The following is a 23,809-nucleotide window of genomic DNA, read 5'->3' as shown; positions in this document are numbered from 1 at the left end:
ATCACGAGCGGGACGGCCCGGTGATCGGCCAGGTCACTTCGGGCCGGGTGAGGTTCAGTGCGAAGATCCGGCCCGCACTGTCCGGATCGGACGGTGAGACCGGGTTCGCGAGCAGGTCCGCGACGGTGGCGGGTGGCCACGGCAGGCCCGCGGTCGCCTCGACCGGAATGCGCTCGACCGGCACGGTGCGCCCGTTGATCCTCTCGATCAGGTCCGTGACCGGGAATTCGCTGGGGCCGACGAGGTCGTAGGTACCGGCCTCGCCGACGCCGCGGACGGCGTTGACGAGCGCGGTGACGACGTCGGTGGCGTGGACCGGGCGGAACCGCTGGGTGCCCGCACCGATGACCCGGACCGGGGAATCCGGGCCGGTCTGCCGGAACATCGTTTCGAACGGACTGGGGGCGTCCCCTCCGCGGACGATCGGGTGGATGCGGAAGATCACGCTGTCGCGGACGCTGCGCAGCAGGTCTTCGGCCTGGCCCTTCGACTTCAGGTACCAGTTGTCCGCGGCGGGATCCGCGCCCACATAGGACAGGTAGACGAGCCGGGCGGCGGGGCCGATCGCCTCGGCCACGCGGCGCGTCGTGGCGACGTTACCGGCCTGATAGCCGTCCCAGTCGGGGGCGGCGAACACCCCGCTGAGGTGGACGACGGCGGACGCCTCCGCGAGGGCCTCGGCGGCTCGCGGCGAGCGGGTCCAGTCCGCGATCACCTCATCGGCGGCGAGGTCCTCCGGCGTCCGGACGAGTGCGACGACGCGCACGCCGGAGCCGGTGAGCCGGGGGACCAGGTCGCGCCCGGTGCGGCTGTTGGCGCCGGTGACGACGACGGTGGGGACGGGGTTCGACATCGGTGACCTCCCAGAATTTCTGTGCTGTGCGAACATATCACACAGCACATGTTCGCGAAGCACTTATTATGGGGAGGTGGACGCGATCGAGGACTTCGGCCTGCTGCTCAAGGCAGTGGCCCGGGAGACGGACCGGCGGATCAACGACCTGCTCCGGCCGCTCGGGATCACGGCGAGCCAGGCCGAGGCGCTGCAGCTGCTCGACCGGTACGGCCCGCTGTCCCTGGGCGAACTGGGTACCCTCCTGATCGCGGAAGGGGGGCATCCCAGCAGGCTGGTGGACCGGATGGTCGCTTCGGGGCTGCTGCGGCGGGAGTCCGCCAGCGACGACCGCCGCCGGATCGAGATCTCCTGCAGCCCGCAGGGACGGGAACTCGCCCGCGCCGCGCGCGAGCGCAAGGAAACGTTCCGCGACTGGTTGCGCGACCGGCTGGACGGGCTGGACCTGCCCTCGACGACCAGACTGCTGGAAGCGTGCCTGGACGACACGCCCTTGGCGGAGACCGTGCGGGAACGCCGCGTGCGGGCGCTCGCCGGGGAGTGATTCCGACCGGCTGAGGGGTGCCTTGACGGAGGTCGACGATTTCAAGGTAAGCCGGAGAACCTTGGTTTCCTCAGGGAGCTTCCCGGCTTGCGCCGTCTTGATGTGCAGGCCAGGGTGCCGGACGATCTGGAAGCTGCTGGCCATGCCGCCGACCGTGCCGCACGAGGTCGTCAGGTTCTCCGACCTGGCCGCCCCCGGGATGGAACGGATCTGGATCGCGAATGCGCTGAGGATCGAGGACTTCGCGGTACTGAAGGAACTTCCCAGGCTGCGGGAGATCAGGCTGATCAACTGCCGCCTGCGGGAAAACGACCTGCGAGAACTGCGGGCGCTGCCGTCGTGGGTGAAGGTCGACGCGCCCGGCCCTCCCCACGCGGAGCGAGTCCACGGTGGGGAGGGCCGGGGCGGACCGATCGGCACCGGATGAGCGGAAAGCCCTTCCCGGTCCTTATTGCTGGTGGAAGCCCTGCGGGGCGACGGTGCGCAGCAGCGCCAGATTGTCGTTCGTGGGCGGCAGCAAGGTCATGGCGAACGGGAACGAGTCATCCTGCTGGTAACGGAACTGCACGGGCAGGTAGCTCGTTTCGTCCACCCACAGATCGACCGGCACCTCGGCCTTGCCCGGGTCGCGGTGCAGCAGGATCGTCGGGCGGCCGTTGACCGTTCCGCCCGGACCGACCACCTTCAGGCTGCCGTCCGCCAGGTGCTGCTGGATCTCCCCCGGCGTCATGACCTCCTCGGCCAGGATCTGGCCACCCTGGAGGGACGGCGACGTCGCACGCCAGGTGCGGTTCCGGAAATCGACGTAAACACCGCCGTCCGGGCCGTGGCTTTCGTCCTCGACGACGGTGCCGTCGACGGTGACCCGCACCCGGAAGGCGCTGCGGTCGGCGGAGTACCACCGTTCGTAGACGGTGCGCTGGCCGGGTTTGCCGTATTTGCCTCCGCTGGTATCGGTCCCCCGCTCGTACAGCACGTCGTGCGCTTCTTTGTCCAGTGCCTTGGTCGTTTGTTCCTTCACGTAGGCGGCGTTCACCGGCGCGGCCGCCATGGGGGACGTGCCGGGGGACGTGCTGGGGGACGTGCCGAGATCCGAAACCGTCAGCACACCGGCGACCGCGATGGCCGCGGCCACCACCGGGGTGGCGAAGAACGTGATCCGCCGGGCGACCCGGCGACGGGTGTGCTGCCTGCGCAGGTCGGCGAGCAGCGTCGGCGGTGCCGTCACGTCCCCCACCTCGGCCCGCAGGGCGGTGCGAACCCGGTCGCCCAGAGCGTGGTCGAACCCGTTGTCATCGAGCATGGTTTTCCTCCGTGATCCTTCCTGTTTCCGGCTCACCCAGTTCCTGCCGCAGCCGGGCCAGCGCCCGGTTGGTATGTGCCTTGACCGTGCCTTCCGACGTGCCGAGGGTCTCGGCCGTGTCCGCCACCGACAGATCGGCGAAGAACCGCAGCACCACCACTTCGCGTTGCCGCCGCGGCAGACCGGCCAGTGCCTGCCGGATCGCGGTCCGGTCGGCGACGAGGTCGGCCGGATCCCGGCGGTCGGCCGGGCCCGGGGTCGTGTCGTCCAGGGACTGCTCGGCCACCCGGCGCCGAGACCTCCGCCAGCGATCGCGGGCAAGGTTGACCAGCACGCGCCGCACGTACGCGTCGGGTTGTTCGCGCGCTGCCCGCCAGCGCAGGGAAGCGCGCAACAACGCGGTCTGCAAGAGGTCTTCGGCGTGCCCGCGGTCGCCTACCAGCAGCACGGCGATGCCGAGCAATGCCGTCGACCGGCCGAGGACGAACCGTTCGAAGTCGGCGCCGGGCCAGGCGCCTCGATCCTGATCAATGAACACACCGGGGTAAACGCCGGCCGCGCGGGCGGGGTTTACCGCACCCCGCGCCTTTTTCTGCCCAAGATCACCGGGCGTGGTCCGGACCGCAACCGGACGCTCCCTGCATGCGTCTTGATCATCGGCGGCGCCCCGGGTGCCGCCGGTCTTCACGACACCAACAGCGAGGAGATTCGACTGTGTTTTCGACGGCCATGGTAAGACGACTGCTCACCGTGGCGGCGGCAATGGGGGCGGCGGCTGCGCTGTCGCCGGCCACGGCGGGTGCGGTGGCCAACGGAACCCCCGCCCCGTCGGGCGCGTTCCCCTTCAACGTCAAACTCACCATGACCGACATCCCGCGGCCGGACGGCAGTGTGTACAACAGCGGCTGCAGCGGCGCGCTCGTCGCCCCCCAGTGGGTGATCACGGCGGGCCACTGCTTCCACGACGTCAACCGCAACCCGGTCAGCGGACCTCCGCAGTACAAGACGACGGCCCGCGTCGGCACGGTGGACGACGCCGACACTCACGGGCAGGCGCTGTCGGTCGTCGACGTGCGCCAGTCCGCGGTCAACGACATCGCGCTGGTCAAGCTCGCGAAACCGGTCCACGGCATCGACCCGGTGCGGATCGGCACCACGGCACCGATGTCGGGCGAGGCGCTGGAGATCGCGGGCTGGGGAGCCACGTCTTCGGTCAATCCGGCGCCTTCGACGCACCTGAACCTGGGTACCGTCGCGGTGGGCAGCATCGACGCCACGACGGTCGGCGTGCACGGGCTGGCGCCGTCCGCGGACACCAGTGCCTGCACCTACGATTCGGGTGCGCCGTACTTCCGCCCGGACGGCCCGCGCGCGGGCGAACTCGTCTCGGTGGAGAGCGACGGCCCTGACTGCCCGCATGACCAGTTGGAGACCACATCCCGCGTGGATGTCGTCGCGACCTGGATCGGGCAGACCATCGGGCACTGAGCGGAACGGCAGGCATCGCCCACGGCAGACCGTGGGCGATGCCCCGCTGCCCCGATATTTCGCAGATCCGGCTCCTGTGAGTCGCCGCGAATCTGCCCCAGCTTGTCAGTTCGCCGAGTAGGCGCCCGCGTCGAGGTCTTCGATCAGGCCCGGTCCGGTGGGAGTCCAGCCGAGGATTTCCCGCGTTGCGATGCTGGTCGCCGTGAGGTCCATGGCGAAGAAGGTGCCGATCCACCCGAAGTGCTCCCCGACGTCGTCCGAAGCGATCGAGGCGACGGGGAGGTCGAACGCGCGGCCGATCGCCTGCGCGATCTCCCGGGTCGGGACGCCTACTTCCGCGACGGCGTGCAGGCGTGCGCCCGCCGGAGCCTTCTGGAGGCCGAGGGCGACCATGCGGGCGGCGTCGGCCCGGTGCACGGCGGCCCACCGGTTGGTGCCGTCACCCGGGTAGCCGGAGACGCCCTTCTCGCGGGCGATCGCGGCGAGGACCGCGATGAACCCGTGGTCGCCGGTGCCGTGCACGGTCGGCGCGAAGCGCAGGCTCACGCTGTGGACGCCGCGGTCGACGAACTCGAGCGCCAGGTTCTCGCTTCCGCCCCGCGGTGCGTCCGGGCCGTGGTTGGGGGAAGCATCGTTTTCGGTGGCGGGCCGGCCCTGGGTGAGGGCGGCGACGCCCGAGGCGACCAGGAACGGGCGGCCGGTGCCTGCGAGCGCGTCGCCGATGGTCTGCACGGCGGCTCGTTCGGCCGCGTTCGTGGCGGCCATGTCGGCGAAGTCGTGCTTGTTCGCGAGGTGGATGACGGCCTCGGCTTCCTGTGCGCCGAGGCGGATGCCGTCGAGGTCGTCGAGGTCGCCGCGGCGGACGCGGGCGCCCTTCGCTTCGAGGGCCGCGGCGGACGCGTCGGACCTGGCCAGCCCGGTGACCTCATGGCCGGCGGTGAGCAGTTCGCCGACCACGGCGGAGCCGATCCATCCGGAGGCTCCGGTGACGAAAACGCGCATGAGGTGATCTCCTTCGGCGCACCGCCCTCGGGCCGGGCGCCTGGTTCCAGGATTGATGTCGGTGACTGACGTCAGTCGCCGACGTCACCTTACCGCTGAAGTCAGTCACTGTCATCCCTATGCTGAACCGTATGGCGCGCTGGGAGATGGGACCGCGGCGATGATCGAGTCGGCGGCGGAGTTCGGTGCCGGTCGGGACAGCGCCTGGCGGGATGTGACGGTTCGCCTGAGTGCCGCCCTGAACAAAAAATCGTCGAAAAATACTCTGCAACGATTGTCGCGTGATCCGTCGGAAAACGTGCGGGCCGCCGCATTCGCGCGACTCGGTGATCGGGAAAAGAATTCTGGATGACCGTGATGCCTTCCGGTCTTCGTGTCATCATCGCCGAGATCGAAGGCAAGCTTGGCGACGAGGCGACTGATCCGGCTGACGAGCACGCACGCTGGAACCTGTATGTGCGGGCCGCCGAAGTCGAACACTGCTGGCCGCAACTCCGTGAGGCCATTGCGCTCGAGGAAGATCGAGCGGTTGCCTCATCGCTTGTTGTCCGGATGCTGGAGCGTGTTCCCGCCGAGGAGCGCGAGGACTGGTCTTGCCTGTTGCCGGCGGAAGAGGACCGGGATTTCGCGCTCAGGCGGGCTCGCGAGCTCAACTTCCTGGAAGCCGTACTGCTGGGCTCTCCCGAGGAGGAGCGAGGTGACCTGCGATTCGAAACCTGGTCACCCTGGCTGCAATTACGTCTTGCCGGGTCCTCCGAAGACCGGGATATTCTCGCTCTGCTGGCCGAGTCCGGCGCGACCAGGCGGATCAGGGCCGGTGCGGCCGCCAGGAGGCGATCCCTGGGGGATACCGAAAAGCACTGAACCCAGGAAGAGGTGCCCTGAGCCGTCCGGGGTGCGGTGCGCCCGCCTGCGGTCGCTGGGGATCGCAGGCGGGCGCACCACCTGTTGTTCAGTGCCGTCTTCAGTGCCTCCTGGCGCGACGTGTCCGGCTCGCGAACGCGAGTGCCGCGCCCGCGCCGAGGAGCAGGATGCCGAGGATGACCGTCTCCGGCAGGCCGGGAATTCCGGTGTAGGCCAGCGAACCGGCGCGCGTGTTGACCGGGGCCGGATTGCCGGGCACCGCGGCCGTCGGCGGCAGGGACGTCGGCGGTACGGATGCCGGTGGTGTCGACGTCGGTGGTGCCGGAAGGTAGACGCCGGCGTCGATCGTGTGATCGACCCCGCCCGGGGTGGACGGTGCGGTGACGGGCGCGTATCCGTTGCACAGCTCACCGGTGGCCGGAGGGATCACATTGGAGTCGTGCGCCCGGTCGTCACCGGCCACCGGCAGCGTGAACCGCAACTCGGTGGCGGGCGGCTGCCCCGGCACCTTGCTGGTGTCCGCGGTACACACGTCGAACTGCACCGTGTACTTGGCGCCCGGGGTGAGTTCGTAGGCGGCGCCGACCCCACCGAAGTAGTACTCGCCCGCGGCGTCGGTCTTCGTCGTGGCGACCCGTTTTCCGTTGGCGTCCAACAGGTTGATCGTCGCCTTCGGCAGCGGCACCTGACCGGGGTCCTGGATCCCGTTGTGGTCCCCGTCGAACCAGACCACGTTGCCGATCTGGATCGGCGCGTTCGCCGCCTCGTAGGCGATGTCGCCGAGCCCGCCCGCCTTGCCGAACCCGTTCTGGTTGGGGGAGACGAACTGGTAGGCGTTGGCGGCGGGGTCGTTACCGGGCCCCTCGCCGGTCGTGATGTCGTAGTAGCCGGTTCCGGAGGTGGTGACGTCGACCGCCGGGTCGAACTCCGTGCTGACGACGAATTGCTGCTGCGGAATGTAGGCCACCGCCCCCAGCGCGGTTTCCTGGTGCGGCGCGGGGGTGCCGTGCTTCGCGAGGAAGTCGCCCGGGAAGTACTCCACGACGCCGCTGTCCTCGCCGCCGTCGTTGCCGGGGTTCGCGTGGTTGGGGCATTTTCCGGTGCCTTCCCACCAGTAACCCCCGTCGGGATTGGCGCACGCCATGGTGATGTCCCCACCGGACATACCGGCTTCCGCCGTGTCGTTGCCCGGCCGGGGATCCAGGCCGCCCGCACTGACCACGTCCATGAACCGGTCGTGGAAACCGAGGATCATCGAGCCGTCCCGTGCGAAGGCGAGGCCGGAGAGTTCCGGCTGCGGGTCGACGAAGGTAGTGGTGTTGCCCAGGCGGAAGCTGTCCCAGTCCGACAGCCTGGTGTTCCACGGGTTCCAGTGGTTGTTCTTGTCGCCGTCGCCCGGGTAGGGGAAGACGTGACCGCGTTCGGCGGTGAGCGGGTGGGTCAGGGCGGTGGTGAACCGCCTGCCGTCGAAGGTGTAGACCACGGCCTTCAGATCCGCGCGGTTCTGGGTGCTTTCCGCGCTGCATACGCCGCCGACGTAGAGGGTGTTGTCGTGCGCGGCCAGTGCGAACGGCCGCCAGTCGGTGGGCGCAGCGCAGCCCGGGTCCGGAATCGGCACCGTTGCCTCGGGCCCACGCGCGGTGGCCCCCCTCGCGTCGAAACTCACCAGGGTCCGGGTCAGCAGGTTCACCGCGTACAGTGTCGAACCGTCCTCCGACAGTGCCAGGCCGCCGATGCTTTCCTTGCCCGGTGCGTCGGTGAACCCGGCGTCCTTGATCAGGTTGGCGGTGTCGTGCGGCGTGACCACGGCGAACGGCACCTTCGCGAACAGGGCCGGCGCGCCCCGGCCGTCGGCGGGCACGGTGTAGATCGCGTTACCGCCGTGCGGCCCGTAGAGGGTGTACCGCCGGGCGAACGCGCTCTGGAACAGCCGCCGCCGGTTCTTGTCGTAGGCCAGCCCGTAGGTGGTGCCCACCTGGGACTGCGTGGCGAGCACGGCCGGGCAGGCCACATCGTCGGGACACACACGCCGGGTGTTCCGGCCGAACGCCACCAGCGCCCGGGTGTCCTTCCCGCCCGCGCCGTTCTGGACCGGCACGAAATACCGGGAGTCCGGCAGCGTGTAGTCGGCCGCGTTCCAGACCCCGGTGATCACCGAGGCGTTCTTGCCGCCGGAGACGTCCACGAACGTGGTGAAGCTGTCGAAGTGGTTCGCCGCCGTCGAGGCGGGTGCGGCCCGCAGATAGTCGCTGTAGGAGGCCGGAACCGTGACATCGACGCGGTACTGGCCGCCGGTCAGCACGGTCGACCCCGACACCACGACCTTTCCGGTGGCGTCCGTGGTGCCGGTGACGTGATGGCCCGCAGGGTCGGAAACATCGACCTTCATGCCCCGCTGCGGCACATCCATCGCCGTGTTGATGACGCCGGTGCCGAAGAAATCCCGCAGCACCTGGACCGTCAGGGTGCCGTCGGTCGTGGAAGCACCCGCCGCCCCCGCCATCGGGCCCAGGGCGCTACCCACCAGCAGCAGACCGGACATCCCGACCCGCGCCAGCCGGCCCCCGTGTTTCCCGGCCGCACGGCCCGCGGCCCTCGCTGTTCTTCTGCCAGGTGAGCAAGACACACGCCTCGAACTGAACATCCGATCCCTGCCCCAGTGATACCAGCCGTGAAAGACATCCCGAACCGCCATAGACAACCAGAAAGCGGTACCGCTTAGGCATCGGAATCGGGTGATTTTGGGGGTGAATCGGTGGGTCTGTTAGCGTCGGGCCGCGTGCGGAGCATGAGAGTACGGCGAGGTCTCCGGCGGCGCGCGACGGGCACGCGCCGGTGGCTGCGGCCACGGTGGGTGGGGGCCGCCGTCGGTGTCGCGGTCGTCGCAGCCGTCGCGTTCCTGTTCGCTGGCAACGGTTCCGGCCCTGCCGGTCCACGCACGCTCACGCCGGAGGAGGCGAACCGGCTGGCCATCGCGAGGTTTCGCAACTACCAGGCGGGAGGCCGCGCGGTGACGATCACCGTGCCGGGTACCGGTGGCGGGCTGGTCGTCACCGGGTCCATCGACTACCGGGCCAAACTCGGCTATGGCGTGGTGCACGGCACCGGGCGCGACACGTCCAGCGACGGGCTGATCGCCTGGACGGCCACCACCGTGCTGGTCCACCCGATGGCGGACACCCCGCCGCAAGCACCGGCTTTGCCGCCCGGCACGGACTGGTACAGCCGTCCGCGGCAAGCGTCCGGCAGCGCGCTGGACACGGCGCTGGCCATCGCGCTCGGTCTCGGGAGCGACCGGCCGGACAACGCCCAGCTACTGCCCCAGAACGGCGCCGCCTGGACTGGACTGGACCAAGTGCGCGGCCATCCGGTGGACGTCATGACCGGGCCGGACGCCACCGGCAAGCCCGGTAGCGCGGGCACCGTGCGCTACTGGATCGGCCCGGACGGCACCCTGTACCGGGTCCAGGCCGCCGTGGCTTCCGAGCCGCAACCGGTGGTCATCGATTTCGACACCCAGAACTACGTTCCACCGCCGCCGATACCAGGCGCCACCCCGGGACGCTAGGGGCCAGTCAGGAAGTCTGGACCAATGCGCCCTCGGCGAGGAGTGACGCCGACGGCAGCGGGATGCCCGCGGTGTCCGGAAACGCCGGAACGGCCGGAACAGCGGTGGCGCCGGTGGTGGTGGCATTCGGGAACTGTGGCTGTGCGGCGGGGGCGGCCACGTCGGTGAACGGGATACCGCGAGGTGCCGTCGGCATGGTCCAGGTGCCGGACGGCACGGGGGACCGGTCGGAAACCGGGCAGGACGCGATCGCCGCGAGTCGATCGGGCACCGTCGCGCGCAGGTCGTTGCCTTGCAGGCAGTTACCTCGTCCTTGCGTGGCTCCGGGGAAAGTCCAGCCGACGTCGATGCCGTTGGCGGCGAAGGTGTTGTCGACGATCTGGTTGCCCTGCGGCGGTATGTCGACGGTCGCGGTGATCAGCAGTCCGGCGTTGACATTGCCGGTGATCCGGTTGCGGACGAACCGGTTGTCGCTGCCGCCGTCGATGCCGACGCCGATGCCCCACCCTCCGTCGGCCTGTTCGGGAGTCGGTGCCTGCTGGTTTTCCGCGATCAGGTTCCCGGCGACGACGGCGCCCTGCTGCGGGATCAGCTTCTCCTGGTGGTCGGAATTCGTGGTGAGTCCGACCCGGTTACCGGCGAAACGGTTTCCCACCACGTACAGGTCGCCACTGGCATTGGTGCCCTCGTAACCGACCGCGTTGAGTTCGGCGATGTTGTCCCGCACGACGATGCCGCACGGCTTGCACTGTCCGACGTAGATCCCCGAATCGGCCGAACCCGACGTGTACGTGTGCTCGATGACGCCATCCTGCGCGGAGAACGCGTAAATGCCGTAGAGCCCGTTGCGGGTCGCGGTCACGTGGGAGACCAGGAACGACCGCACGAAGGTGACGGGTTCGTTGCCGGTGTCGTAGCCTCCGGTCCGCCCCGGCGCTCCGGCGGCGGCCGCCGCCGAACCGGTGACCAGGACGCCGTTCTGCGTATTGTTTTCCACGGTCAGGTTTTCCACGGCCACTCCCGGTGCGACGACGACGACACCGTTCGGCTGCTGCAACCGCCCGTCGATGACGACCTTGTCCCGGGACTCGCCGCGAAGGGTGATCTGCGCCGTGCCGATCTTCACCGACTCGTGGTACACGCCCGGGGCGACCAGCACGAGGTCACCGGGCCGCGCGAGGGACACCGCGGCCGAAATCGTCGGGGCGTCGGACGGCACCCGGATCGTCACGTGCTCACCGGCCGGCCGCCGGCCCTGGCCCGAGCCGTCGGTCTCATTGCCACTGCCACTGTCGCAGCCGGTCAGGACGACGGTCAGGGTGCCCAGCAACGCGAGCATCGCGCGAAGAGGGAAACGAGGCATGATTCCATTTTGGCATGGTTTTCTTCGTCTTCGGTAGGGCGGATATGGCATTCTCCACATCATGCGCCCAGCAGACCATCACCCGTCGCGCCGCGCTTTTTTCGGTGTCACCGGCGCCGTGATGGCCGCCGGCCTCACCGCCGGGTGCGAACCGGGTTCCCCGCAGCCGGTCCGGCTCGATACCCCGGCGGCGGCCACTCCGGTGTCAGCGACAGGCTGGCATCAGGCGGGCATCACCCTCCCGCAACCGGCCCAGCCCAACCTGCTAGCCGTGGTGGCCGACCTGGCGGACGCCGTGCCTGCCGGTCCGTTGCTGGCCGAACTCGGCGAGGCCGTCCTCGCGCTCACCGCGGGGACCGATGCCCGGCTGCTCGGTCTGCCGCCGGGCGATCTCACCGTCACGATCGGGGTGGGCCCCCGGCTGGTACGCGGGGTCGATCCTGCCCTGCCCGGCGCGGCGGACCTCCCGGAATTCTCCCGAGAGCGGATTGACCCGCAGGCGCGCGGTGGTGACCTGCTGATCCAGATCTGCGCAAGCGATCCCTTGGTGGTACCGGTCGCCGCTGCCGCGCTCCTGGACCAGGCCGGCGGACGGATACGCGAACGCTGGCGGCAGTCCGCCCGCCGTGGCGCGAACGTTCCCGTGGATCGGGGCCTTTCCGCGCCACGAAACCTGGTCGGTTTCGTCGACGGCATCGTCGGTCCACACACGACCGTCCAGGAACAGCGAGACCTGTGGCTGGCCGGGCCCACGCCGGTGGCGGGCGGTACCATCGCCGCACTGCGACGCATGGAACTCGACGTCGCGCGGTTCGCCCGGCTTTCCGTCGCCGAACAGGAGGCGGTCTTCGGCCGGAGCCGGGCCACCGGAATCCCCCTCTCCGGCGGCACCATCACCTCGGACCCGGACCTCGGTGCCAAAACGCCGGACGGACGCTACCTCATCCCGGCGGACGCCCACGTCCGCAGAGCGCACTCCAGCGTGGTCGGTGTCGGCCTCATGCTGCGCCGCTCCTACAGCACGGATGAACCCACACCCGGCCTGCTCTTCATGAGCTTCCAGAACGAGCTGCGCACCTTCACCAACACCCTGGCGCATATGGACGGTTCCGACGCGCTGCTGCGGTTCACCACCACCACCGCCAGCGCGACCTTCCTGATACTCCCCGGTTTCGACCGGCAGCACCCGCTCGGCGCCACGCTGTTCCCCTGATCCGATCGAGCACAGTGGACAGTGTCCGGCCGGGATCCGGCGATGCCGTCACGGTCAGAGCACTCCGAGTTCGTAGGCTCGCATCAGCGCGTCTTCGCGGCTGGACGCGCCCAGCTTGCGGTAGACGCTTTTCACCTGCGTGCGGACGGTGTTGACGGACACGACGAGCGTGCGTGCGACCTGCGCGAGGGTCCCGCCCGCCTCCAGTTCGGTGAGTACCGCACGCTCGCGGTTGGTCAGTTCGACCAGGTGGACGCGTTCCGGGAACACCGGCCTGGCCAGCGCCAACCGCTGTGCCGCCTCGTCGCTCACGGGAATGTCGGCCAGGCGGAACAAGTCGTCGCGATCCGCGGGCGACAGTGAGGCGAGCGAGAGGACTTCCTCGGGTGAGCGCAGGCGGCTGAGCAGCTCCACCGAGCGGCGGGCTTCTTCCCGGTCGCCCATGCGCAGCGCGGCGATCGCCTTGAGGAGCAGCATCTGGCGGGCGTCGCGGCGTGATGTGGTTTCATGCCAGGACGTGCGCGAGGCCATCGCGCGGACCGCTTCGTATTCGCCGTTGAGCAGGCGGAGCCGGGTGGCGGGCAGCGCCAGCCAGGACGCCTGCGGCTCCGTTTCCTTGATCATCCGGAGTGCGCGGGTGGCCTGGCCGGTGGCGATCAGCAGTTCCACGTGGGCCCGTCGCATCACGCGGACGGCGGTGCCCTGATCGACCAGTGCGGGCGCGTGACTGAGCCGCAGCGTGCCGAGATGGACCAGCGATGCCGCCGGATCGCCGAGATACAGCCCGTGCCCCGATACCAGCGCCGCGACGAAGGGCCAGACTTCCAGCTGTTGGGTGCCGTCCCCGGTCGCCGCCAGGCGGTCCGCGAGGCCCGCCTCGTCGTAGCGGTCGAGCGCGTCCCAGCCCTCGGCGATCGTCCCGCCCACGGTGAGCAGGAACCGGACCCGCCGGGACGGCGACGCGAAGCCACGCATCCGGTCAAGCCACCGCCGTGCGAGGGCACCGTGCCCGAGGTGCGCGTAGATCATTGCGAGGTTCGCGGTCGCGTTGAGGGCCGTGGCCGCCGTCGCCGGTTCCACCGTCGCCTGGTCGTAGGCCTGGCGGTACAACTCGACCGCGGCCGGGAAGTCGTCCATCAGCGACCGCGTCAGACCTCGTTGCAGGGCAAGCCAGCCCGGGCGCGGTACCACGTCGACTCCGGGCAACGGGCTGAGCTGCGCCGCGCGGGCGGTGAGGCGCTGTCCCAGGTCCTCGGCCTCGGCGCACTTCCCCTGGTCGCGCAACGCGATCATCGCGGCAGTGCCGACCGTGACGAGTGTCGCCAGCGACGTCTCGCCGGCTATGTCCATGTTCGCCGCGAGCCGGGTGCCGAGGTCCATGTAGTGGCGCAGGTAGGGCCGGAGTTCGCCGATGTCCGGTGCGCTCGCCGCGTGGTAGGCGTTGATCCACGAGATCATCAGGCGCGGGCGCGCGCGCAACTCGGCCTCGGGCACCAAGCCCAGCACGAAAAGCAGCCGAGCGGCGAGTTCGCCCTCCATCGCCAGGATGTGCCGGTCGCAGAGGGCTTCGAGCGCGGCCCAGTCGCGATCCTCGGCCGCCCTGGTCAGCGCCTGCGCCAGATCGGCCAGGTGAGCGGGTTGAGCGCTGTGCGGCACCGCCTCCGCCCTCCCCGGACCAAACCGACAGATCTCACTCACAAGTATGAGGCACCGGCGCGCCGCGTGGGTGGTTCCGGAAAACATCACCCAATCGGGTAGAAGCGTTCGCTGTGGTGCGTCGGGACTTGATACCAAGAGTATTTGTCAATGGCGAAAGGGAGTCTCCACCAGGCGAAAAGAATCCGCCGATCATCGTATCGTCGTCATGGGCGCGGTGTCACGGAAAGCGGATTCGCTGGACCAAGGTCATGGGGAGTTCCTTTTCCGGTTCGATTACGGGGTGTCGACCACCTCCCGCCGGGTATGGGTGCGGCGGCCGGCGGCCTGGTCGTGTCCGGTGACCGTCAGCCTTGGAAGAAGGCGAGCATCTTCCGGGCGGCGTCCGGCGACATCAGCAGTTTCTTCATGGCCGCGGACTTCCGGGCGGCAGCGCTGGTGCGTTCGAACATCTCGCGTTCGTATTCCTTGACGGCGGTGGGGAAGTCGTCCGGGTGCGCGGCCAGCGCGAGACCGAGCAGGGCGCCGTCGAGCAGCGCCATGTTGGCGCCCTGGCCGACGGGTGGCATCAGGTGCGCGGCGTCGCCGAGCAAGGTGACGTCCGGTGTGGACGGCCAGGTCAGGCCGGCCGGGAGAGCGTAGATCGACCGCGGCACGACCGTGTTGTCGCAGGCCGCGATCAGCGCGGTGAACCGTGGGTGGAACCCGGGGAGCAGGTCGATCAGCCGCGCCCTGGCGGCGGCGGGGTCGTCGAACGGGATCCCGCTGGTGGCGAACCAGTCCTCGGCGGTGTTGTAGAAGCTGAGGCCGATGCGAACGCGGCCGTCGCCGTTGCGCTGCGCCGCCAGGGATATTCCGTCGCCGAGCACCCAGTAGTTGCCGCGCCCGACCATCGCCGCGAGGTCGGGATGCGTGCGGTCGATGTCGGGAATGCCGACCTCGACGACGTTCTGGCCGATATGCGCCGGGCAGGCGTCGGTGAGCAGCGCGCGGACCCGGGAGTTGGCGCCGTCGGCGCCGACCAGCAGGTCGTACGTCGCACTGCTGCCGTCGGCGAAGTGCAGCAGGCCGTTGTCGGCGGATTCGAACGCGTGCCCCCAGCGCACCGCGTCTTCGGGGAGGGAATCCAGCAGCAGGTTGCGCAGATCGGCGCGGTCGACCTCGGGCCGGTCGAGCGGGGCGTCGTCGGGTGTGTCCTCCCGGAGCAGCAGGGTGCCATCCGGCTCGAGAAGGCGCATGTCCTGGCCCTCGCCACGAGCGATCGCGTGGAACTGGTCGAGCAGGCCGGCCTCGCGCAGCGCGCGCTGGCCGGAGTGGATGTCGAGCATGCCGCCCTGGCCGCGCGCGTCGCGCGACGATTCACGCTCGTACACGACGGCGTCGATGCCGTTGATGTGCAGCAGCCGGGCGAGGGTCAGGCCGCCCAGTCCGGCTCCGACGATGGCGATGGTCATGGTTCCCCCTTCGATACACCACATTGCTCGATACACCGTATCGCGGCAGGCGATGTATTGTCAGGGGCATGTTGGTGTGGGAGCGGCCGGAGCCACCGGATCGACCGGTACCGGCCCCGCTGAGCCGGGAGCGGATCCTGCGAGCGGCGATCCGGCTGGCCGACGCGCACGGCCTGGAAGCGGTGTCGCTGCGCAAGGTCGCCGCTGTCCTGGAGGTCGGGCCGATGCGGCTGTACGGCTACATCGCCACCAAGGACGAGTTGCTCGACCTGATGGTCGACGCGGTCTACGCCGAGATCCGGCCGGCCGGAGCCGGTTGGCGAGAGGTCCTGCGCTCCCTGGCCGAAACCACCCGGCAAGCCGTTCACCGCCACGAATGGCTCGCCGACCTGATCGGTGGGCGGCCCCAGCTCGGGCCGAACGCGCTGGCCAGGGGGGAGGCCGTGCTGGCCGCGATGGACGGCGTCGACCTGGACATCGTGATGCCGGTGGTCGAGGCGGTCGATGCCTACGTGATCGGCGCGGTGCGGCGGGAGATCGCCGAGCGGCGAGCCGAGCGGGCCACCGGGATGGACAAGCGGCAGTGGCAGGTCGCCTTCGGGCCCTATCTGGAGCGGACCTTCGCCACTGGCCGGTTCCCCGCGCTGGCCACGGTCGTCCGCGACGCCGCCCACCTGGACGCCGACGAAACCTTCCGTACCGGCCTCGACTTCCTGCTCGACGGCATCGAAGCCCGCATCTCACGATGACGCGCGGCTGAGGCACCAGACCGGCGAGGCGAGAAGACGCAACCTCGCCATGGTGCGAAAACTGACGCGCGTACCTTCCCGGAACCAAGGATTACGGCGGCGCACTCGACGAACGGTCGCCGGAAAAACGGTTTGGCGGCTTGGCCGGAGTCCTGCCACAGTGGCGCACCATGACGAACGCCGAGCTGGTGACCGCCGCGGACGTGCGGCTCATGCAGGGGCTGGCGCAGCGCGTCACCGCCCTCTGCCCGGACCTGGTGAACAGCGACGCGTCGTTCGGTGAGCTGGCCTGGAACTGGGGCAAGGGGCATGCCGGTGAAGGCGCGAGCTGGCGGCGCCGACTGTGGTTTTCCGGCGGGGATCTGGTGGCATGGGGCTGGGCCCAGCTTCCGCGCCGGGTGCGGCGCGGCGACGGGTCGGTGAAGGACGTCACCGGCGCCTACCTGGCGTACCAGGTCCATCCCGGCCACGCCGGGCTGGTCGACGAGGTGATCGACTGGTACGACGCCACGGCGGGGAACGTCGAGCGCACGGTGCTGCCGAGTGCCGCCGACGAATTCGCACTGAAGCGATGGGCGGCGCACGGCTATGAGACCGACCAGGCCGCGCTCGGCGAAACCGGATCCTGGACCCAGCTCAACGAGCGGGATCTCACCGAGGTGGAAGAGCCGGTACTGCCGGACGGATTCCGGTTCCGCACCGCCGACGAGGCCGGGCCGGAGGCCGCGGTCCAGGCCCATCTGGACGCCTGGGCTCCCTCGACGTACTCCGCCGAGGCCTACCAGGGTGTCCGGCGAACGGAGGCCTATCGCGGCGATCTGCACGTCCTGGTGGAGGCGCCGGACGGGACGATGGCGTCCTCGGCGATCCTGTGGCTCGACGAAGCGAACAAGACCGCCGAGTTCGAGCCGGTCGGGACGCATCCGGGCTACCGGCGCCGTGGGTTGGCCCGAGCGATGCTCCTGCACGGAATGCATCGGGCGCGGGCGGCCGGAGCGACTCACGCGACGGTCGCCTGCCTCGGTGCGCCGGGGCATCCCGAAGCGCGCGGGCTGTATTACAGCGTCGGGTTCCGGGAGTTGTCGCGGGACGCCCCGCTCGTCAAAAGCCCTGTTCGATAACGGGTACTACCTCGGCCGCACCGCTCGCGCGGAGGGATCGACACCACCTTCGGGACAGCGGACCTGGTTTAGCGCCCCGGTACCGGGGCCGATTGGGGCCGGGCCGACGACGCGAGGGCCGCAGCGCGCCACCAGCGGCGCGAGGCCAGCGCGGCGAGCCCGGCCCCCGCGGTGTTGAGCAGTACGTCGTCCACAGAGGACACCCGGTCCAGTTGGAGGACGTACTGCGCGGTCTCGACCAGGACCGAGCAGCCCGCCGCGAGCGCCAGGATCCGCGGTACCGACGCCAGCGCCGCGAACCGCAGCGGGGCGAGGAACCCCAGTGCCGCGAACACCAGCAGGTTGCCGACGATCTGGACCGTCGCCGTCAGCGGCGGCGCGTCGGTGAGGATCGCGAGCAGGTCCCGCAGCGGCACCAGGCTCACCCGGCCGGGGACGGCACCGGCCCGGCTGCCCGGCAACAGGGTCATCCACACCCACGGCACCGTCCCGTAGACCATGCCGACCTCGGCGAGCGACGTGCGCCATGCCCACGCGGTCGTGGCGCCGGTGCCGCGACCGCGTGGGCGTGCCAGAGCCCATACCGTCAGCGCGGCCAGCGGCAGTGCGGCCACCGTGAGGGCCGCCACGCCGGTGAACGTGCCGAACCAGCCGTGCCACCCCTTGAGCACGCCGCCTCCTGTGTCTTGCGGTCGGCCCGCACGTCAGCCCCGGCCGGTGACGGCCTGGATCTCCCGCTCGCTCATCTCCTGCAGCGGCAGGTCGTCACTGTTACCGAGGATGACGCCGACCCAGCCGGTGTACGGGTAGATGTTCCAGTTGGCGCCGACACCGGGGTTACCACCGCCGCGCCCGAACACCCACTGGCCGTTGACGATGTGGACCGGCATCGTGTAGGCCCCGAACGACGGATAGGCGGGGGCCGGCTGGCCGTCCTGGGCACTGCCGTGGGGGATCTTGGCCCCGGTGAGCAACTCGGCGTAGGGCCGGTCCAGCACCGTGCCGTCGCCCAGCGCGTGCGCGAACCGGACCAGATCCGGCGCGGTGGCGAAGCCGCTGTCCCCGGGGGCGGCGATGAAGCAGCGGCCCGGGTTCTTGCCCGGTGCGTACAGGCTCGGGCTGCCCTTGTCCAGATTGCGGACCGCGTCCACCTGGCTGCCGTCGGCCAGCCGCATGTACGGGTGCGCGATGTGCTCGTCCGTGAGCCATTGGGGCCTGGTGTAGAACGCGGTGCCGGTCATGCCGCAGCGCCCGAAGATGTTTTCCTGGACGTAGTCCCAGTACGTCGTGCCGGTCACGGCCTCCACGATCTGTGCGCGGATGGCGACCTCGGAGCCGGCGTGGTGGCTGGGAGTGCCGGGGGCGGCCACCAGCTTCGCCTGCCGGGCCCACTGCTCGTAGTACTCGTGCACCTCTTCCCGGCTCTGGAAGATGCGTTGCACGTCTTCGTCCGGGGTGTCCATCCCGGAGGTGCCGGAAAGCACGTGATGGATGGTCACCTGTTCGGCGATGTCCTTGGCGTAGCCCGTCAGGTAGGTGCCCACCGTGTCCGACAGGCTCACCTTGCCCTGCTGCGCCAGCTGCAGGATGGCCACCGCGCCGAACGGCTTGCCCGCCGAGGCGAGGTTGAACGCGGTGCCCTCGTGGTTGGGGATCCCCTTCTCCCGGTCGGCCATGCCGTAGCTGCGGGACAGCACGGTCCGGCCCCGGTGGGACAGCAGCACCACGCCGGAGAACCTGCCCTCGGCGGCCAGCTCCGCCACGTACCGGTCGTAGGCTCCGCCGGGCAGGGTGTCCGGCGGGAGCCGGTCGTGCGGTGCGTCGGCGTCCGTGCTGGCCGGGGCGGCGTGCGCGAGCCGGGTGCCCGCCAGCGCCCCACCGGCCACCACACCGGCGGCCGCCAACCCGCCCCACCCGAGCAGCCGCCGCCGGTCGACACCACGTACGGAATCCGAGTCCATGCTCACGGTCCCTTCCTGATTGCCCTGGTTCACGCCGCCACTGAAGACGGAAGGCTGTTGCGGCGGCGTATCCGATTTTCGATACGCCCGCGATACACGGCGCGTGCATCCCTGACGGGTTTGACCCGGCTGTACCAGAGGGGAGGTGAAGAACGCCGAGAGCCAACATCTCGCTGCTCAGCCGACGGACCGCTCCAATTCTGGGCGGATGTCTCATGCGCAGGCCGCTGAAAAGGCGCTGAACGATCCTGCTGCGCGATCGGCGATCGAAAGTGACCCACAGGTGATCCAACGCCGACGGCTCTATGCGGAGAGTGCGGCCGGACTGCTGGAAGAGCTGGCTGGTCTCGGCTTCCAAGTCGAGAGCGTCGGAGAGCTCGCCCGTCGGCGCATGAACTATGGGACAGCTGTGCCTGTACTGCTCAGGTGGCTCCCGCGTGCCGCATATCTTCCATTGGCTGAAGACATCGTACGAACTCTCTCAGTCGGCTTCGCGAAGAAGCGTGTGCTGCCGGAGTTCTTGAAGCTCTTCCGCCATCCGCCCAACGTGGAAGATCCGATGCGCCCACGACTTCGGAGCCGTCCGATGGAGGAACTGACTCACCACCCGCCGGTCCAGGAGCCGCTATGCGGGCTTGACGGGCTGCCTCAGGATGGTTTTCAGTTTGGCGGGTGCTGTTCGACGCGCGTCGCTGAGGTAGATCTCGTGATGGTCGCCGTTGAAGGTGAGCCCGTTGTCGGGGAGATACCGGTTGTGGAGACGGTCCAGCGTGGGAGTTTCGTCGTCATAGGAGCCGATGTGCAGGATCTGGACGCAGGTCCCTTCGACGATGGTGCGCAGCCGGACGTCTCCGAGTGCGGCGTTCTCCTTCTTCTTCGCGGCATTCTTCCTTGTGGCCTCGTCGATGGCGGTCCGGACCATGTCCTCGGTGATCCAGTCCGGCTGGCTGATCATCATGGTCCACTCCCAGTTTTCCTTGCGCCGCGTGAGGAATACGCTGGGGTCGTCCGCTCGCCACAGGCCCTCCAACGGGCCGACTACGAAGTCTCGGCCGAGGGTCTTCTTGCTGGCGAACTTCAGCGCATACGCCACCCCGTACAAGGCTTCGACCGCGTTCGCGTAGGCAGGGGAGGTGTTCGGATCACCTCGGCCGTCGACCGCGATGTACCGCAACTCGGGCACCTCGACGACGGTGAACTCCTTCGACGGCGGTGCGTAGAGATCGTGATGGTGCTTTTTGACGTCGTACTTGTCCATCGCAAGTTCCTTTGTGAGTGTGGCCAATGTGGCCTCGGTCCAGGCGGTGTCGGCCGCGAGCATGGCCTCGCTGTAGTCGAAGATCGCGGAGGCGGACGCGGGCAGGGGTTCCTGCCGGGAACGGGTCGCCTGGACCTCCGCGAGCTGTTTTCGCAACGCTTCCAGGCGGCCGGTCAGTCCGGCCACCACGTCCGCATCCGGCAAGCCGGGACTGTTGGCCATCGCGATCAGGACGCGTGCCCTGGCGGGCGTCAGTGTCGCCAGCGCGTCGCGCGTGGCGGCAGCGCACAGTTCGCGGCCCAGTGTCGTGACACCGAAGGTGGCGCGCGACTTGCCGCCCGATGGAGCGCTGGTTGTTTCGATCAAGCCACGCTTGGCGAGCTTGTCGAGGATGTAGTAGATGGAGGAGAAGCCGAGCGTTGTCCAGGCACGCACTCCCCGCTCCTCGATGACCCTTTCCAATTCGTACCCGTGGCGCGGCTGCTCGACGAGTAGGCCGAGCACCGTCAACTCACCATCGGTCAGCGCTGAAGGCACCCAGGTATTCTAGCACTAGAATAAGGGTGGTGGAAGAGCTGCCCTGGGGTGCGGGCGGTTGCGACGGGGTGTGCGAAGTGGACAGTTCTCCGGCGTTTCGTGCCTCTGAACCGGAATTGTCCGACATGCCGTCGTCACGCGAAGCCCGTCGGCATCGGGTCCGGAACATGGCCGGCGCGGGCTGCACGCGCGGGATGCACGCTCGGCGACGCCGGAACGATGCATCGCCACCGGGTGCGCCAAACGCCTGCGGAACAGTGCACCGACGTGCCATGATCGGTGCATGCCAGCCAAGAAACCCGTGGCAGCAAAGGGTTCCGACGGGCCGAAGCCGCCGCCCAGCGGGCGCGTAGTCGCGCTGCGCGTCGCCGTAGGCTGGCTGGCGGTGGTGGTGCTCGGCGCCGGCATGGCGGTGGGGGTCGTCAGCCGCAGCACGGTGGCCACTGCGGCGGGGTTCGTGCTCGGCCTGCTGCTCGCCGCGTTGGTCGCCAGCGCGGCCATCATCATGTCCGGGCGGGTCTGGCTGTTGTTCCCGGCGTTCCTGATCACTTGCCTGTACATCGCATCCGTGTCGGTGACGTCCGCCGGCTACCTGGCCGTGCACGGCACCAGGTTCACCGCAACAGCGGTGTCCTCCGAATGCCACCGGGTCAAGGGCGGCCACGCCTGCACCGCTCGCCTGCGCCGACCGGACGGCACCATGCTGGACGACGCCCTCTCCGTGGCGGGCCGGATGGACGCCGGCCAGACCATCGACGTGGTCGAGGACCCGGCCGGCATCGTGGCGACGCATCCGGCGGATGAACTGGACCCCGGCGCGCTGACGGTCGGCGCGATCCTGCTCGGCGCCGCCGCCTTCCTGTTGGCCGGGCTGTTCGCGCTGGCGGCGTGGCTCGGCCTCCGGAAACCCTTGCCGAAGTTCCAGACCGGGCGGAACCGCACTGGCCGGACCAACCGACGTCCCCACCGGCCGGCTCGGTGACGATCCGCGCCCGGTGTTGGGATTTCGATGTGTGCGACATCCGCCGAATGCCTCGTGAACGCGCTGGTCGATCAACGGCCGATCCACAGATCTCAACCACCGCTCCGGCAGATGTGCCCTGTCCTCTTGGGAAAAATAGTCATCGATCGACTCGGTGTGGTTCAGGCTCCCGCTGCCGCCCGGGTGTCATTCCAACTTCATCCCATACCCGCCACCGCACGGGACCATCCCAGCGCCTGTGCTCCGGGTGATCGGGGAGACAGAGGTCAGGAGCGGACCGCCCACGGGTTGACGGCCAGCCGGCCGGTGTTGCCGAGGTCGATCCCGCCGCGCGGTTCGACGAGCTGGGCCGGGTACCCCGCCGCGGGGGCAACCTCCAGATACCGGCCTTCCGTCGCCGGCACTGTCGAGTCCGTCACGGTGTTGCGCCAGAGCACCCGCGCCGTCGCCTGGGCGCCGGGCCGGAGCGTCACGGGCACGGGTTGGACGTCGTAGCTGTCCGGTGCGCTGACCGGCATCGAACCGTTGCCGACCGTGACTTCCAGTGGCTTCCGATCCGCGTCCAGCACCCGAACCACCGGATAGCCGTTGGCGGTGTAGTCGCGGGTGCCGCAGTTGGTCAGGAGGATCCCGAGCGCTCGCAGGCCCATCGCGGTGTCCACCTCGCCCGAGGTGATCCTGATTCCGGGAGCCGGACAGGCCATGGGCGTGCTCACCGGGGACCCGGTGGGCGTGGCGGGGAGTGGAGCCGGGGCGGGGCCGGAACAAGCGGCAACCAAGGCCGTCCCAGCGAACAGCAGGCCAAGGCGACGGATCATCATGCGCCGAAGTTACTCGACGGCTCGATGCGCTTCCGTCCGAACGGCGCGGTGCGACTTCCGTGGTGTCATCGAATTCTCATGATCCGTGACTAGCGTCGGATACCAGGCACGGTCGCGAGATGTGGGCGCTGCCTTGACCAGAGGAGCGAGGATGGTGCAACCAGGCGGCCCCGGCACGCCGCAAGGCTGGAACGGCACGGGCAGCCCCGCGCCGGGACCGTTTCCCACGCCGCAGCCGCCCACGCAGGCCATCACTCCCATGCAGTCGTTCGGCCACCCGTACGGATATCCACCGGCCTACCCGCAACAGCACGAGACGAGCGGCTTCGCGATCGCCTCGCTCGTGCTCGGCCTGGGCTGTGGCCTGCTCGGCCTGGGCGGTGGCGCGTTCGGCCTGATCGGTGGCGCGCTGCTGTCGATCGTCTTCGGCATGGTCGCGCTCTCCCGGACCGGCCAGGGGAAGCGACCGGGCCGGGGTCTGGCGATCGGGGGCCTGGTTGCCGCCGGAGCCTGGATCGGCGCAGTGGTTCTTACCGTCGCCTCTTCGGGCAGCCATCCGGACGCGCGGAGTTCCGCTGTCCCCGGGTGCGCGACGCCGCAGGCAGGCTACGTCAACATCTGCACGATGAAGGTGGGCGAATGCCTTGACTACCCCGGCTCGACGCCGGTCCTCGCCAAGCTGACGGCCTGCGGCGAGGCGCACGACACGCAGGTCGTGGGGGCCTTCGAGGAGCCGGCCGGCCCCTATCCGGGCGAGGGCAGGTTCACCACCGACGCCACCACCCAGTGCAGGTCGATCACCAGCAAGAACGTGGACAGTTCGCTGGTCGCACCGACTGACAAGATTGGCATGTTCTACGCCGACCGCGAGACCTGGGGCCTTGGTGTCCATACCGTTTTCTGCTTCATCCAGCGCGGCGCACCGTCGACCGGTTCCGTGCTCCGCCCGGATGCCGACCTGTCCGTCCCCACCGGCGGCTGACACCGTCAGGAGCATCGTCTCGCCGATTGTGAGGAAGGGTGACTTGTGCGTCGCAGAAAAGTCGTGATCGCGGCGGGTGGTGCGGTCGAG

Annotated in this window: 23 protein-coding genes; 11 read left to right on the top strand and 12 right to left on the bottom strand. The window is 69.4% G+C overall.

The window, feature by feature from the left end; genetic code table 11:
- Position 1: 1 nt before the first annotated feature.
- Positions 2-853 carry an SDR family oxidoreductase gene (locus ORV05_RS22945; protein WP_268754081.1) on the bottom strand — a complete coding sequence of 284 codons (852 nt, stop codon included), beginning with the start codon at positions 851-853 and terminating at the stop codon, positions 2-4.
- Positions 854-929: 76 nt separating this feature from the next.
- Between ORV05_RS22945 and ORV05_RS22940 the strand changes: the two genes are divergently transcribed.
- Entirely contained in the window at positions 930-1,397 is a 468-nt protein-coding gene (locus ORV05_RS22940) for a MarR family winged helix-turn-helix transcriptional regulator (protein ID WP_268754080.1), read from the top strand.
- A gap of 142 nt (positions 1,398-1,539) precedes the next feature.
- Positions 1,540-1,824 (top strand): hypothetical protein, encoded by a 285-nt coding sequence (locus ORV05_RS22935; RefSeq protein WP_268754079.1) that lies wholly within the window; start codon positions 1,540-1,542, stop codon positions 1,822-1,824.
- 21 nt (positions 1,825-1,845) lie between these two features.
- On the opposite strand, the gene ORV05_RS22930 is transcribed toward ORV05_RS22935, so the two are convergent.
- Both ORV05_RS22930 and ORV05_RS22925 read right to left on the bottom strand, forming a co-directional pair.
- Entirely contained in the window at positions 1,846-2,700 is an 855-nt protein-coding gene (locus tag ORV05_RS22930; RefSeq protein ID WP_268754078.1) for a hypothetical protein, read from the bottom strand.
- Positions 2,690-3,238: a SigE family RNA polymerase sigma factor gene (locus tag ORV05_RS22925; RefSeq protein WP_268754077.1), complete on the bottom strand. Its 549-nt coding sequence runs from the start codon at positions 3,236-3,238 to the stop codon at positions 2,690-2,692. Before ORV05_RS22925 ends, ORV05_RS22930 begins: the two co-directional genes overlap by 11 nt.
- 191 nt (positions 3,239-3,429) lie before the next feature.
- Here ORV05_RS22925 and ORV05_RS22920 point away from each other — a divergent pair, with 191 nt between their 5' ends.
- A complete protein-coding gene (locus ORV05_RS22920; RefSeq protein WP_268754076.1) occupies positions 3,430-4,188 on the top strand; it encodes a S1 family peptidase in 759 nt (252 codons plus the stop codon).
- A 105-nt stretch (positions 4,189-4,293) separates the two neighbouring features.
- Here the strand turns inward: ORV05_RS22920 and ORV05_RS22915 are convergent, their stop codons facing one another.
- Positions 4,294-5,190: an SDR family oxidoreductase gene (locus ORV05_RS22915; protein WP_268754075.1), complete on the bottom strand. Its 897-nt coding sequence runs from the start codon at positions 5,188-5,190 to the stop codon at positions 4,294-4,296.
- A gap of 61 nt (positions 5,191-5,251) precedes the next feature.
- Between ORV05_RS22915 and ORV05_RS22910 the strand changes: the two genes are divergently transcribed.
- Positions 5,252-5,542, top strand: a complete 291-nt coding sequence (locus ORV05_RS22910; protein WP_268754074.1) for a hypothetical protein — start codon at positions 5,252-5,254, stop codon at positions 5,540-5,542.
- Positions 5,539-6,054: a hypothetical protein gene (locus ORV05_RS22905; protein ID WP_268754073.1), complete on the top strand. Its 516-nt coding sequence runs from the start codon at positions 5,539-5,541 to the stop codon at positions 6,052-6,054. Before ORV05_RS22910 ends, ORV05_RS22905 begins: the two co-directional genes overlap by 4 nt.
- Before the next feature lie 100 nt (positions 6,055-6,154).
- On the opposite strand, the gene ORV05_RS22900 is transcribed toward ORV05_RS22905, so the two are convergent.
- The gene (locus ORV05_RS22900; RefSeq protein ID WP_268754072.1) at positions 6,155-8,596 is read right to left on the bottom strand and encodes an SdrD B-like domain-containing protein; all 2,442 of its coding nucleotides are present in this window, start codon (positions 8,594-8,596) and stop codon (positions 6,155-6,157) included.
- Between the two features lie 246 nt (positions 8,597-8,842).
- Here ORV05_RS22900 and ORV05_RS22895 point away from each other — a divergent pair, with 246 nt between their 5' ends.
- Positions 8,843-9,622 carry a hypothetical protein gene (locus tag ORV05_RS22895; RefSeq protein WP_268754071.1) on the top strand — a complete coding sequence of 260 codons (780 nt, stop codon included), beginning with the start codon at positions 8,843-8,845 and terminating at the stop codon, positions 9,620-9,622.
- A gap of 7 nt (positions 9,623-9,629) precedes the next feature.
- Here the strand turns inward: ORV05_RS22895 and ORV05_RS22890 are convergent, their stop codons facing one another.
- Positions 9,630-10,985 (bottom strand): right-handed parallel beta-helix repeat-containing protein, encoded by a 1,356-nt coding sequence (locus tag ORV05_RS22890; RefSeq protein ID WP_268754070.1) that lies wholly within the window; start codon positions 10,983-10,985, stop codon positions 9,630-9,632.
- Between the two features lie 61 nt (positions 10,986-11,046).
- Between ORV05_RS22890 and ORV05_RS22885 the strand changes: the two genes are divergently transcribed.
- A complete protein-coding gene (locus ORV05_RS22885) occupies positions 11,047-12,198 on the top strand; it encodes a Dyp-type peroxidase (RefSeq protein WP_268754069.1) in 1,152 nt (383 codons plus the stop codon).
- Between the two features lie 54 nt (positions 12,199-12,252).
- On the opposite strand, the gene ORV05_RS22880 is transcribed toward ORV05_RS22885, so the two are convergent.
- Positions 12,253-13,854: a helix-turn-helix transcriptional regulator gene (locus tag ORV05_RS22880; RefSeq protein ID WP_268754068.1), complete on the bottom strand. Its 1,602-nt coding sequence runs from the start codon at positions 13,852-13,854 to the stop codon at positions 12,253-12,255.
- Positions 13,855-14,201: 347 nt separating this feature from the next.
- Positions 14,202-15,308, bottom strand: a complete 1,107-nt coding sequence (locus ORV05_RS22875) for an FAD-dependent oxidoreductase (protein WP_268754067.1) — start codon at positions 15,306-15,308, stop codon at positions 14,202-14,204.
- 68 nt (positions 15,309-15,376) lie between these two features.
- On the opposite strand from ORV05_RS22875, the gene ORV05_RS22870 reads away from it, so the two are divergent.
- Both ORV05_RS22870 and ORV05_RS22865 read left to right on the top strand, forming a co-directional pair.
- Positions 15,377-16,057 carry a TetR/AcrR family transcriptional regulator gene (locus ORV05_RS22870; RefSeq protein ID WP_268754066.1) on the top strand — a complete coding sequence of 227 codons (681 nt, stop codon included), beginning with the start codon at positions 15,377-15,379 and terminating at the stop codon, positions 16,055-16,057.
- A 170-nt stretch (positions 16,058-16,227) separates the two neighbouring features.
- Positions 16,228-17,178, top strand: a complete 951-nt coding sequence (locus tag ORV05_RS22865) for a GNAT family N-acetyltransferase (protein WP_268754065.1) — start codon at positions 16,228-16,230, stop codon at positions 17,176-17,178.
- A gap of 68 nt (positions 17,179-17,246) precedes the next feature.
- Here ORV05_RS22865 and ORV05_RS22860 read toward each other — a convergent pair whose 3' ends face one another.
- From ORV05_RS22860 to ORV05_RS22850, 3 genes are all read right to left on the bottom strand, one after another.
- The gene (locus ORV05_RS22860; RefSeq protein WP_268754064.1) at positions 17,247-17,849 is read right to left on the bottom strand and encodes a VanZ family protein; all 603 of its coding nucleotides are present in this window, start codon (positions 17,847-17,849) and stop codon (positions 17,247-17,249) included.
- A gap of 33 nt (positions 17,850-17,882) precedes the next feature.
- The gene (locus ORV05_RS22855; protein WP_268754063.1) at positions 17,883-19,139 is read right to left on the bottom strand and encodes a serine hydrolase domain-containing protein; all 1,257 of its coding nucleotides are present in this window, start codon (positions 19,137-19,139) and stop codon (positions 17,883-17,885) included.
- Between the two features lie 625 nt (positions 19,140-19,764).
- Positions 19,765-20,934, bottom strand: coding sequence for a GyrI-like domain-containing protein (locus ORV05_RS22850; protein ID WP_268754062.1), 1,170 nt, complete (start codon positions 20,932-20,934; stop codon positions 19,765-19,767).
- A gap of 283 nt (positions 20,935-21,217) precedes the next feature.
- Between ORV05_RS22850 and ORV05_RS22845 the strand changes: the two genes are divergently transcribed.
- Positions 21,218-21,916 (top strand): hypothetical protein, encoded by a 699-nt coding sequence (locus tag ORV05_RS22845; RefSeq protein ID WP_268754061.1) that lies wholly within the window; start codon positions 21,218-21,220, stop codon positions 21,914-21,916.
- A gap of 266 nt (positions 21,917-22,182) precedes the next feature.
- Here ORV05_RS22845 and ORV05_RS22840 read toward each other — a convergent pair whose 3' ends face one another.
- Entirely contained in the window at positions 22,183-22,632 is a 450-nt protein-coding gene (locus ORV05_RS22840) for a DUF4232 domain-containing protein (RefSeq protein ID WP_268754060.1), read from the bottom strand.
- A 256-nt stretch (positions 22,633-22,888) separates the two neighbouring features.
- Between ORV05_RS22840 and ORV05_RS22835 the strand changes: the two genes are divergently transcribed.
- Entirely contained in the window at positions 22,889-23,719 is an 831-nt protein-coding gene (locus tag ORV05_RS22835) for a DUF4190 domain-containing protein (RefSeq protein WP_268754059.1), read from the top strand.
- Positions 23,720-23,809: the final 90 nt, after the last annotated feature.

Source organism: Amycolatopsis cynarae (assembly GCF_026802195.1).
In the GTDB taxonomy this organism is placed as follows: Bacteria; Actinomycetota; Actinomycetes; order Mycobacteriales; family Pseudonocardiaceae; genus Amycolatopsis_E; species Amycolatopsis_E rhizosphaerae.
Note: the sequence above shows the minus strand (reverse complement) of the source record. Positions and strands in the feature narration are given on the sequence as shown.